Annotated in this window: 11 protein-coding genes; 6 read left to right on the top strand and 5 right to left on the bottom strand. The window is 70.1% G+C overall.

What is annotated here, in order from left to right:
• The 3 genes from treY to A5711_RS26920 are packed head-to-tail and all read left to right on the top strand — an operon-like array spanning position 1 to position 4,240.
• The gene (gene treY, locus A5711_RS15760) at positions 1-2,301 is read left to right on the top strand and encodes a malto-oligosyltrehalose synthase (protein WP_067948058.1); all 2,301 of its coding nucleotides are present in this window, start codon (positions 1-3) and stop codon (positions 2,299-2,301) included.
• On the top strand, positions 2,294-4,036 hold the full coding sequence (treZ, locus tag A5711_RS15755) for a malto-oligosyltrehalose trehalohydrolase (protein ID WP_067948056.1): 1,743 nt from the start codon (positions 2,294-2,296) through the stop codon (positions 4,034-4,036). The genes treY and treZ overlap by 8 nt, the downstream gene beginning before the upstream one ends.
• 51 nt (positions 4,037-4,087) lie before the next feature.
• Complete coding sequence (locus A5711_RS26920; protein WP_156744961.1) at positions 4,088-4,240, top strand: hypothetical protein; 153 nt, start codon at positions 4,088-4,090, stop codon at positions 4,238-4,240.
• A 7-nt stretch (positions 4,241-4,247) separates the two neighbouring features.
• On the opposite strand, the gene A5711_RS15750 is transcribed toward A5711_RS26920, so the two are convergent.
• Complete coding sequence (locus A5711_RS15750) at positions 4,248-5,576, bottom strand: aminotransferase class I/II-fold pyridoxal phosphate-dependent enzyme (protein WP_067948054.1); 1,329 nt, start codon at positions 5,574-5,576, stop codon at positions 4,248-4,250.
• 35 nt (positions 5,577-5,611) lie between these two features.
• Here A5711_RS15750 and A5711_RS15745 point away from each other — a divergent pair, with 35 nt between their 5' ends.
• Positions 5,612-6,262: a pyridoxamine 5'-phosphate oxidase family protein gene (locus A5711_RS15745; RefSeq protein ID WP_067948052.1), complete on the top strand. Its 651-nt coding sequence runs from the start codon at positions 5,612-5,614 to the stop codon at positions 6,260-6,262.
• On the opposite strand, the gene ilvA is transcribed toward A5711_RS15745, so the two are convergent.
• Genes ilvA through A5711_RS15730 form a run of 3 tightly spaced genes read right to left on the bottom strand, consistent with a single transcriptional unit; the run spans position 6,259 to position 8,601 of the window.
• Entirely contained in the window at positions 6,259-7,542 is a 1,284-nt protein-coding gene (gene ilvA, locus A5711_RS15740; RefSeq protein ID WP_067948050.1) for a threonine ammonia-lyase, read from the bottom strand. The two genes, A5711_RS15745 and ilvA, sit on opposite strands and share 4 nt — an antisense overlap.
• Positions 7,543-7,580: 38 nt before the next feature.
• Complete coding sequence (locus A5711_RS15735; protein WP_067948048.1) at positions 7,581-8,018, bottom strand: nitroreductase family deazaflavin-dependent oxidoreductase; 438 nt, start codon at positions 8,016-8,018, stop codon at positions 7,581-7,583.
• Between the two features lie 10 nt (positions 8,019-8,028).
• Positions 8,029-8,601: a TetR family transcriptional regulator gene (locus A5711_RS15730; protein ID WP_067948046.1), complete on the bottom strand. Its 573-nt coding sequence runs from the start codon at positions 8,599-8,601 to the stop codon at positions 8,029-8,031.
• Positions 8,602-8,695: 94 nt separating this feature from the next.
• Between A5711_RS15730 and A5711_RS15725 the strand changes: the two genes are divergently transcribed.
• The gene (locus A5711_RS15725; protein ID WP_067948044.1) at positions 8,696-9,103 is read left to right on the top strand and encodes a hypothetical protein; all 408 of its coding nucleotides are present in this window, start codon (positions 8,696-8,698) and stop codon (positions 9,101-9,103) included.
• Positions 9,100-10,545 carry an FAD-dependent oxidoreductase gene (locus A5711_RS15720; protein WP_067948042.1) on the top strand — a complete coding sequence of 482 codons (1,446 nt, stop codon included), beginning with the start codon at positions 9,100-9,102 and terminating at the stop codon, positions 10,543-10,545. Before A5711_RS15725 ends, A5711_RS15720 begins: the two co-directional genes overlap by 4 nt.
• Before the next feature lie 2 nt (positions 10,546-10,547).
• Here A5711_RS15720 and A5711_RS15715 read toward each other — a convergent pair whose 3' ends face one another.
• A complete protein-coding gene (locus tag A5711_RS15715) occupies positions 10,548-11,333 on the bottom strand; it encodes a DUF6065 family protein (protein WP_067948040.1) in 786 nt (261 codons plus the stop codon).
• Positions 11,334-11,593: the final 260 nt, after the last annotated feature.

The raw sequence follows: 11,593 nt of genomic DNA, 5'->3' as shown, positions 1-11,593 counted from the left end.
ATGGCCTTTCCTATTCTCTCGACTTACCGGCTGCAGCTGCGTGGTGAGGCCAGCGGATTCGCGTTCACCTTCGCCGACGCGGAAAACCTACTGGACTACCTGGACGAACTCGGGGTCTCGCACCTCTACCTGTCGCCGATCATGACCGCGGCCACCGGGTCGAACCACGGCTACGACGTCACCGACCCGACCACGGTCTCCCCCGAACTCGGCGGGCGCGACGGGCTGGCGCGGCTGTCCGCGGCGGCGCGAGAGCGCGGCCTCGGCCTAATCGTCGACATCGTGCCCAATCACGTGGGGATCGACCAGCCCCAACAGAACGCGTGGTGGTGGGACGTCCTGCGGCACGGCCGTTCCTCGGACTACGCAACGTATTTCGACATCGACTGGGACCTCGACGAGGACGGCCGGATCGTGCTGCCCATCCTGGGTTCCGACGACGACGCGGCCGACCTCAAGGTCGACGGGGACCTGCTCCGGTTGGGTGACCTGGCGCTGCCCGTCGCGCCCGGTACCGGCGAGGGCACCGGTCCCGAGGTGCACGACCGCCAGCACTACCGGCTGGTGGGCTGGCGCAACGGCGTCTGCGGCTACCGGCGTTTCTTCTCGATCACCTCGTTGGCCGGGCTGCGCCAGGAAGACCGGGCCGTGTTCGACGCCACCCACGCCGAGGTGGCCCGGTGGGCCGCCGAGGGACTCGTCGACGGCCTGCGCATCGACCACCCCGACGGATTGTCTGACCCCTGCGGCTATTTGGCGTGGCTGCGCGAATCGGTTGGACCGCGGGCGTGGATCGTGATCGAGAAGATCCTCGCGGTCGACGAGGCGCTGGAGCCCACTCTGCCCATCGGCGGCACCACCGGCTACGACGTACTGCGGGAGATCGGCGGCGTCTTCATCGACCCGAATGGCGCCCCGGCCCTGACCGAGCTGGTCGAGTCGGCGGGGTTGGACTACGGGGCGGCGCCGCAGATGTTGGCGGAACTCAAGGTCCGCGCGGCCACCGACACGCTGGCAAGCGAGCTGCGAAGGCTGCGCCGCAGCATCGTGGCGGCGGCCGGAGCCGATCATCCGCAACTGCCAGAAGCGATCGCCGCGCTGCTCACCCATATCGGCGTCTACCGCTGCGACTACCCGAGCCTGTCGGCGATCATGCCCACGGCGCTGGCCGAAACCCAGTCGCAGGCACCGGAATTGGCACCCGCGCTGCAGGTGCTCGCCGCAGCGCTGGCCCACAGCGGGGAACCGGTCACCCGCCTGCAACAGCTCTGCGGCGCCGTCACCGCCAAGGCAAGCGAGGACTGCTACTTCTACCGCGACGCCCGCCTGGTTTCGCTCAACGAGGTGGGTGGCGAACCGCATCGTTTCGGTGTCGGCGCGGCGGAGTTCCACCAGAGCTCCGCCGACCGGGCCCGCCTGTGGCCGCAGACGATGACGACGCTGACCACCCACGACACCAAACGGGGCGAGGATGTCCGGGCCCGGATCGGGGTGCTGTCGCAGGTCCCGTCGCTGTGGGCCGAGTTCGTCGCCCGCTGGGAGGCGGACGCGCCGTCCCCCGATCCGGCGACCGGCCAATTCCTGTGGCAGAACATCTTCGGCGTCTGGCCGGTCAGTGGCGAGGTCAGCCCGCAGCTGCGCGACCGCTTGCACGGCTACGCCGAAAAGGCCATCCGGGAGGCGGCCTGGCATACCTCGTGGAACGATCCGGACGCCGAGTTCGAGGACGCGGTACACCGGTGGCTGGACACCGTGTTCGACGGTCCGGTGGCCGGCCAGCTGACCAAACTGGTCAACCAGCTCAACCCGCACGCCGCCAGCGACGCGCTGGGCCAGAAGCTGCTGGCGCTGACCGTGCCCGGGATACCGGACGTCTACCAGGGCACCGAACTCTGGGACGACAGCCTCGTCGACCCGGACAACCGCAGGGCCGTCGACTACACCGCCCGGCGGGCGGCCCTGAAGGCGTTGGAACATCCCAAGATTCGGGTCGTCACGACGGCGCTTCGGGTGCGACGCTCCCATCCGGACACCTTCCTGGGCGGCAACTACATCCCAGTGCTGGCCAGCGGCGACGCCGCCGAGCACGTACTGGCGTTCCGCCGGGGCGAGGACGTCCTGGTGGCGGTCACCCGCTGGACCGTGCGGCTGACCGAGACGGGCTGGGGCAACACGGTGCTGCCGCTGCCCGAAGGGACGTGGAAGGACGCACTCACCGGGGCCATCGCGGACGGGCCTACCTCGGCGGCCCAGTTGTTCGCCGACCTGCCCGTCGTCTTGCTGGAGCGCCACAATGACTGAACTCTGGGTCTGGGCACCCAAACCGGAGCTGGTCCGGCTCGACGTCGAGGGCCGGGTGCACGCGATGACGCGCGCGGATGACGGCTGGTGGCACGCGGAAGTCGACGCGGCGCCCGACGCCCGCTACGGGTTCCTGCTCGACGACGATCCCACCGTGCTGCCCGACCCGCGCTCGCCCCGGCAGCCCGACGGCGTGCACGCCCGCTCGCAGCTGTGGGACCCGGCCGCCGCACAATGGACCGACGGCGACTGGCAGGGCCGGCCGGTCGAGGGTGCGGTGATCTACGAGATGCACCTGGGCACCTTCACCGGCGCCGGCACCTTCGACTCGGCCATCGAGAAGCTCGACTACCTGGTGGACCTCGGCGTCGACTTCGTCGAACTGATGCCGGTGAATTCCTTTGCGGGAACGCACGGCTGGGGATACGACGGCGTGCTCTGGTACAGCGTGCACGAGCCCTACGGCGGCCCCGACGGTTTGGTCCGGTTCGTCGACGCCTGCCACGCGCGCGGCCTGGGGGTGCTCATCGACGCGGTGTTCAACCACCTGGGCCCGTCGGGCAATTACCTGCCGAAGTTCGGCCCCTACCTGTCGTCGGCGAGCAACCCGTGGGGCGAAGGCATCAACATCGCCGACGCCGACTCCGACGAGGTGCGCCGCTACATCATCGGGTGCGCGCTGCGCTGGATGCGCGACTTCCACGCCGACGGCCTGCGCCTGGACGCCGTGCACGCGCTGGTGGACACCACCGCGATCCACATCCTCGAGGAGCTCGCAACCGAAACAGATTGGCTGGCAGAGCAATTGGGCCGCCCGCTGTCGCTGATCGCCGAGAGCGACCTCAACGACCCGCGGTTGATCACCCCGCGCGACCGCGGCGGCTACGGGCTGACGGCGCAGTGGGCCGACGACATCCACCACGCCATCCACACCGCGGTGTCCGGTGAACGCCAGGGTTACTACGCGGACTTCGGGTCGCTGGCCACGCTCGCACAGACGCTGCGGCACGGCTACTTTCACGCCGCCACGTATTCGTCGTTCCGGCACCGCCGGCACGGTCGGCCGCTGGACACCACGGCGGAGTCGGGGATCCCCGCCACCCGGCTGGTCGCATACACCTGCACCCACGACCAGGTGGGCAACCGTGCCCTCGGGGACCGCCCGTCGCAGAACCTGACCGGCGGCCAGCTGGCGATCAAGGCGGCGCTCGTGCTCGCGACACCCTTCACCGCAATGCTTTTCATGGGCGAGGAGTATGCGGCGTCTACCCCGTTCCAGTTCTTCAGCTCGCATCCCGAGCCGGAGCTGGCCAAGGCCACCGCGGAAGGGCGCAAGGCGGAGTTCGCCGAACACGGCTGGGATGCCGACGAAATCCCCGACCCGCAAGACCCGCAGACCTTCCAGCGCTCGAAACTCGACTGGGACGAGGTCGACACCGGCGAACACGGCCGATTGCACCGGCTCTACCGCGACCTGATCGCGTTGCGGCACAGCGACCCCGACCTGGCCGACCCCTGGCTGGAGCATCTCGCGGTCGACTACGACGAGGAGCAACGCTGGATCAGCGTGTCGCGCGGCCGGCTGCGCATCGTGTGCAACCTCGGCGCCGAGGCGACGAAGGTGCCCGTCGCCGGGGACGTGGTCCTGGCCTGGGGTGATCCCGCGGTCGATGCGGACAGCACGGTGCTGGAGGGCCATTCGTTCGCCATCCTGGCGGTGCGCGAACGGGCGTAGGCCTGTGGATGACGGTGCGCGGCCGGCCGCGTGACCGCCGATGATTCGCCCATGAATCAATTCCTAAGGTGGATCGGCTTGCTCAGGAAGGAGAAGCCGTTGCCGGCTCCCCTCGTCGTGGTCAACGAGACCCCGCCGGAGCCCAGCGTGGCGCTGTTGTGGACGGGCCCGGGCCTTGGATGCGTTGGCGGCGAGGGGCGTTGACGCCCGGCTAGACGCTGGGGCGGCCCGAGCCGTGCACCGCCTGCGCGATCGCGTCCGCCAGGGGGTCGACCTCGTCGGCGTGTACGTCGGCGATGGTGACCCGGATGCCCGCCGGCGTGCGGATCCGGAACCGCGTGCCCGGCGCCGCGGCCCAGCCCGCGCGGAGCAGCCGGGTGATGGTGACCGTCTCATCGGGCACGGGAATCCATACGTTGAGGCCGGAGCGCGCGTGGGCGGCGACGTCGCGCTCGGTCAGGGCGGCGCAGAGCGCGCGGCGGGTGTCGGCGTATTGCCGCTCGGCCGCGCCGACCAGGCGCGCGGCCACCGGGTCCGACCACAGGCTGACGGCCAGGTCCTGCAGCAGGTGGCTCACCCAGCCCGCGCCGAGCCGCAGTCGGCCGTGCACGCGCTCGACCGTGCGATGGTCACCCGCGAGGACGGCCACCCGCAGGTCGGGTCCGTAGGCCTTGGACGTGGATCGCACGAACGCCCAATGCTCGGTCACGCCGGCCAACGTACGCAGCGGCGCGCCGGAGATGCCCGCGCAGTGATCGTCTTCGACGAGCAGCAGATCCCCGGCCCGCTGCGCCAACAGGGGCCGTAACGCGTCGGCGCGATCGGCGGATAGCGCCGCACCCGTCGGGTTTTGGGCGCGATTGGTGACGATCAAGCCGCGCGACCCGCGGTCCAGGGCCAGCGCCAGGTCGTCGGGCAGCGGCCCCTCGTCGTCGACCCGGACCGGCTCGGCCGAAAGGCCCAGCGCGGCAAGCAGATCGAGCAGATTGGCCCAGCCCGGGTCCTCCACCGCGACCCGGTCACCGGGGCGCAGATGCGCGGTCAGGACGCGCTCGATCCCATCGAGCGCACCGCTGGTCACCGCGAGGTGATCGGACGGCACGCCGTCGGCGGAGAGCGCCGCCCGCGCGAACTCCGCCAGGGCCGCCGAGATCGCGGGCTCGCCGTACAGCACCGGACGGCCCGCAATCGGGTTGGGCAGCGTGGCGCCCGCAAGGGGCAGCAGGGCCGGGTCCGGGTTGCCGGTCGACAGGTCGCGCACGCCGGCGGGGACGTCGAGCGCGAGGAGGGATCGGGGGGTAGTCGCCGGGCGGTGCCGCACCCGCGTGCCGCGCCGGCCGGCGGTTTCCACGGCCCCGCGATGACGCAGCAGGCGGTAGGCAGCGGCGGCGGTATTGGCGTTCACGCCGAGCCGGGCGGCCAAGTCGCGCACGGGCGGCAGCGCATCCCCGGGCGCCAGCGCGCCCGCCGAGATGGCGGCTTCGATGCTGGCGGCTATGGACTCCGCACCCGTCCCGGTTATGCTGCTTTGTACTGGCACACTAATGATTATGTACTAGAACAAAGGCGACCGCCATGCAAACCGGATACGAGCCGACGCCGCGCACCACGCCCACCCGATACCGGGAGCGAGCGCGCTATGACCGCGAGTCCGTCCACCAGATCCTGGACGAGGCGCTCATCTGCCACCTGGGCTACCTCAGCGCCGGCCGGCCGGTGGTGCTGCCCACCACCCACGTCCGCCTGGGCGAGACCCTCTACCTGCACGGTTCCACCGGCAGCGGTCCCCTGCTGGCCGCCCGCGCGACGCCGTCCGGCCTGCCGGTGTGCGTCACCGTAACCCTGGTCGACGGGCTGGTGCTGGCCCGTGCCGCGATGCACCATTCGGTGAACTTCCGGTCGGTGATGGTGCTGGGCACCGCGCGCGTCGTCGACGACGAGACGGAGCAACTGCGGGCGCTCGCCGGCCTGCTGGATCACGTCGCGCCCGGCCGCGCCGCCGACTGCCGCGCCCCGAACGCGCGCGAACTGGCCGCCACCGGGGTTCTCGCCCTCGACCTCGTGGAGGTATCGGCCAAGGTGCGCACCGGTGCCCCGGTCGACGATCCGGAGGATTGCGCGCTGCCGCACTGGGCGGGCGTGGTGCCGCTGAGCGTGACGGCGGGCGCGCCGGTGCCGGCCGCGGATCTGGATCCAGCCACGCCGGTGCCGGGATATCTGGCTTAGAACAGCAGGTAGCGGTAGGCCGGCGAGCCGGGCTCCAGGCGTTCGACGTGCAGCTCCGTCGCCCGGATCCGTGCCAGCAGGCCGTCCAGATCGGCCGACGAGGCCAACTGGATGCCCACCAGCGCCTCGCCGGTCTCGCGGTTGTTGCGCTTGATGTACTCGAACAGGGTGATGTCGTCGTCGGGTCCCAGTACCTCGTCGAGGAACCGGCGCAGGGCTCCGGGTTCCTGCGGGAAGTCCACCAGGAAGTAGTGCTTGAGGCCGAGGTGGACCAGCGATCGTTCCAGCACCTCGCCGTAGCGGGAAACGTCGTTGTTGCCGCCCGAGATGAGGCACACCACCGCGGACCCGGGCTCGACGTCGGCCTCCAGCAGTCCCGCGACCGACAGCGCGCCCGCCGGCTCGGCGATGATGCCCTCGTTCTGATAGAGGTCCAGCATCGCGGTGCACACCGCTCCCTCGTCGATCGTGGTGATCGACACCATGTCGCCGGCGGCGGCCAGCGCGGCGTAGGTCAGCGTGCCCGCGCGGCGCACCGCCGCGCCATCGACGAATTGGTCGACGTGGTCCAGTGTCACGGGTGCGCCGGCGGCCAGCGCGGCCATCATCGCCGCGGCCCCGGCCGGTTCGACGCCAAGCACCGATGTGTTCGTCGTCCGCTCGGCGAGGTAGGTGGTGATGCCGGCGATGCAGCCGCCGCCGCCCACGGGGACGACCACCAGGTCCGGCTCGTCATCCAGTTGGTCCAGCAGTTCGACTGCGATGGTGCCCTGACCGGCCATGGTGCGCGGGTCGTCATAGGGCGGCACCAGCGTGGCGCCGGTGCGTTCGACGTCGGCCAGCGCGGCCTCGGCGGCCAGGTCGTACGTCGTTCCGCCCACGATCAGTTCGATGAAGTCGCCGCCGTGGTAGCGGATGCGGTCCCGCTTCTGCTGGGGAGTCTTGGCGGGCACGTAGACGCGGCCGTGCACCCCCAGCGTCCGGCACGCGTAGGCGAAGCCCTGCGCGTGATTGCCCGCCGACGAGCACACCACGCCCGCGGCCAGCTCCTCGTCGGACAACTGCACCAGCAGGTTGTAGGCCCCGCGCAGCTTGTAGGAGCGCACCACCTGCAGGTCTTCGCGCTTGAGGTAGACGTTCGCGCCGGTGATCGCCGACAACCGGTCGCTGTACTGCAGCGGGGTCGGCGTGACCACCGAGGCGATCCGCTTCGCCGCGCCGTCGATGTCAGCCGCGGAAAGCGGCGCGACGCTCGGGTGATGGCTCAGTTCGGCGGACACTGCTCAATGGTGCCATGGCAGCCGACCAAGTCCGGAATTCAGCCGACCGGGCTCAGCACGAATACCGGGATCTGGCGGTCCGTTTTCTTCTGGTATTCGGCGTAGTCCGGCCAGGCCTCGACGGCACGCTCCCACCAGAGTGCCTTCTCGTCGCCGAACACCTCGCGAGCGTCGTATTCGCGAGTGGTGCCGCCGTCCTGCAGCTCGACCCGGGGGTTTTTGACGACGTTGTGGTACCAGACGGGGTGCTTCGGGGCTCCGCCAAGGGAGGCGACGATCGCGTACTCACCGTCGTGCTCGACCCGCATCAGCGGCGTCTTGCGCAGCTTTCCCGTCTTGGCCCCGACCGTGGTCAGCACGATGATGGGTTTCCCCTTCATGTCGGTGGCTTCGGTCCCGCCCGACTGCTCGTACTTCTCGGCCTGTTCGCGGGCCCAATCCCATGGGCTCGGTGCGTACTCCCCTGAAAGTGGCATGGCACCAACTCTATGCCGACGGCCCCGGGGGTGCCGGGCCCGTCAGATAGCGCGCGAGCACCGGGCGCACCCATTCGGTGAGCGTCGCGTCGTCCATTCCGGCCAGCGCCGGCACCCCGACCACATAGCGGGCCATCGCGATGCCCAGGACCTGGGAGCCCACCAGTGCGGCCCGCTCGACGGCGCGGTCGGGGGTGACGGTCGCCAGGGCCGGGGCTACCTGCTCGACGAAAACCGCCAGGAGCGTGTCGGCGGCCGTGCGATTGGTCGCGGCCGCGCGCAGCAGCGGCAGGAAGGAACCGTTCGGATCCCATACCTGGACGAACAGCGGCACCAGCACGTCCGCGAGCTGTTCGGAGGCGACGCCGGAGAGATCCGGGAAGCTGACCTCGAGCCGCGACACCGCGGCGAACAGGTCCGCCTTGCTGCCGAAGTAGTGCATGACCAATGCGGGATCCACGCCGGCCTCCGACGCGATCGAGCGGATGGTGGTGCGTTCGAAGCCCTGGGTGGAGAACTGGGCGCGCGCGGCGCGCAGGATCGTGGCGCGGGTGACCTTCCCGTCGCGGGCTTTCGTGGGCATGAGCGGATTGTATTCAACAACTGTTGACACGGCCAGAGCGTGAGCCTAGCGTTGAGTTCAACAATTGTTGAACTCACGCCGAGGAGGTCGGACCATGACCGTGACTGTCATCCAGATCGGGCTCGATCCGGACGTGATCGACTACTCGTCGCCGGACTTCGCGCAGTTCGCGGGGCTGTCCAGGGAGGCGCTGCGCGCCGCCAACGACGACAACGTCGCGGGGCTGCGCGCGGCAGGATACGAGGTCGACAACTGCCTGATCGCCTTCGGCGCCGCTGGCGCCGACAAGGCTCGGCGCTGGCTGGAAGCCAAGCGCTACGACGCGGTGTTGATCGGCGCCGGCATTCGCCTGGCCGCCGGCAACACCCTGCTGTTCGAGTCGATCGTCAACGCCGCGCACGTCACCCAGCCGGGCTGCCGCTTCGTATTCAACCGCGCGGCGCAGTCCACCCCCGGCGATATCCGGCGCTGGTACCCGGAGCCGGAAGGAGCGGCGCGATGACGGCCAACGACGTCGACGTCCTGGTGGTGGGGGCGGGTCCCACCGGCCTGACCGCCGCGGGCGACCTGGCTCGCGCCGACCGGTCGGTCACGGTGCTGGAACGCTGGCCGACGGAGAACCAGTCGAGCCGCGCGTTCGCCACCATGGCGCGCACGCTGGAACTTCTCGAGGCGCGCGGACTGGCCGACGACCTGCTGGCCCTCGGGCACCGCGCGCCGCGCGTGCGGCTGTTCGCCGGCGCGCAGATCGACCTCACCCATCTCGACTCGCCCTACTCGTTCGTCTTGGTCACCCCGCAGACCAACGTCGATGCCGCGCTGCGCCGCTACGCGCAGGCCCAGGGCGCCGAGATCCGGCGCGGCATGGAGGTGATCGCGCTCGAGCAGGACGCCGACGGGGTGACGGTCACCGCCCGTCCCAAGGACGACGAGGATCCCGCGCACCGGCAGACGTGGCGGTCGCGGTACGTGATCGGCGCCGACGGCGCGCACAGCACCGTTCGACGGTTGGTGGGCGCCGGATTCCCCGGCAAGACGGTGCTGACGTCGATCGTGCTGGCCGACGTCAAGCTGACCCACGGACCGGCCGGCGGGGGCCTGACGGTCGGGGCGCCCGGAGATGTCCTCGCATTCCTGGCTCCCTACAACCACCAGGACCCGGACGGCTCGTGGTATCGCGCCATGGTGTGGGACCGCGATCATCAGCTCCCCGACAGCGAACCGGTCGAGGATGCCGAGGTCGTCGACGTCCTGGCCCGCGGCATGGGCACCGACTACGGTGTGGTCGAGGTCAGCTGGAAGTCCCGATTCCATTGCGACGAAAGGCAAGTCGAGCGGTACCGGCACGGGCGGGTGTTCTTGGCCGGCGACGCCGCGCACGTGCACTCCCCCATGGGCGGCCAAGGCATGAACACCGGGATCCAGGACGCCGCCAACCTGGCGTGGAAGATCGACGCGGTGCTCGGCGGCGCCGACGACCGGCTGCTGGACAGCTACCACGACGAACGCCACCCGATCGGCAAGCGCGTTGTGATGCAGTCCGGGCTGATCGCCCGCGCCGCCACGCTGCATCCGCGGCCTGCGCGGTGGATGCGGAACCTGTTGGCACCCAGGCTGCTTCGCATCCCCGCGGTGCGGGACCTGGCGGCGGGCAGTTTCGCGGGCACGACGCTGCGCTACGGCCGCCGCGGTCTGGTCGGCACCCGCGCCACCGCGATTTCGCTCGCCGAGGGACGGTTGACCGAACTGCAGCGCACCGGAGGTTTTGTCCTCGTGCGCGAACACGGCGCCCCACCGGTTGATGCGCCCGGGATGCTGCAGGCGGAGCGGACCGACCGCGGGCCTGCCGTACTGGTGCGCCCCGACGGATACATCGCCTGGGCGGGATCATCGGCCCAGGCGCCGACGCGAATCCCGGAGCTGACCGCGACGCACGCGGGGTGAGCCTATTGCTGTTTGTCGCCCGGTGACTCGGCGAACGGGCGCAGATGGATGCGCGTCTGGTGATCGGGGGCCCCGGCCTCGCCGTCGGAGTGCCTGCCCCGCGTGTAGTCGCCTTGCCACGGCACCTTCTCACCCAGGGCGGTATTCGTCGCCGCCTGCGCCCGGCCCAGCTCGTTGCGTGAACGCAGGAAGAACTCGTGCTTGCGGCGAACCTCGTCGTCGGCCTCGATCGGCCTGATTTCCGGGGCGAACTCTTCCAGCTCGGCCCGCCTTTGCGGGACGATCATGCAGATCGGCTCGTCGACCTCGAAGCGCACCGGCATCATCTTGCGGGTGATCTGCCAGCTCATGCTGAAACTCGATGTGGTCCAGTCCGTTTCGACGATTCCCTCCAGCGGCGAGACGGCGTCCTTGGGATAGTTCGCCGGACCCCGGACCAACAGGTTGTAGCCCGGCGGGGTACGGAACAACATCGGCAGGTGCCAGGTCAGGATGCCGTAACCGAAGTGGCTGAACGGCAGGAGCTGACCGGGGTCGCGCCGGTCCGGGGCGATGATCACACCCATGCTGTCATCCCCGCCCATCCACGTCGCGGTGAAGGCGGACCGGTTGCGCAGCTCCCAGCCGCTCTGGTTGGCGATCAGTATCGGCAGGCACCTGTTCGGCCAGCCGTTGCGCATCTGCGACATCCACGGCCGGCTGATGGGGGCCGGTGTGATGGGCGGCGCGTTGTCCTGAGTGGTGAACGCGATCAGCGGGCGGGTCGGCCCGCCGGGTTTGTCACTCATCGACTCCTCGATTCGGTGGGTGGCCAGGCGTCGTCCGTTCGATGCTGCTCTCCAGTGTGACCTCCGAGCGCAGACTCAAGTGTGCGAGCCGGTAGGTCGGACCATGGCAGCGGGTCGCTGGGCCGTCGGCGGCACCGCCTCGAACGAGATGGCGGAGTCGAGCACGTAAGGCGCATAAATGTCGGCGATAGCGACCGCATCGTCCGGCGTTGCCATTCGGATCATGGGAAGAGCTTGCCCATCACCTTCTCGCCGAACCT

Origin of the sequence: Mycobacterium sp. E2238, assembly GCF_001672665.1 — a bacterium.
GTDB lineage: Bacteria > Actinomycetota > Actinomycetes > Mycobacteriales > Mycobacteriaceae > Mycobacterium.
This window is presented reverse-complemented; position numbering and strand designations above follow the sequence as displayed.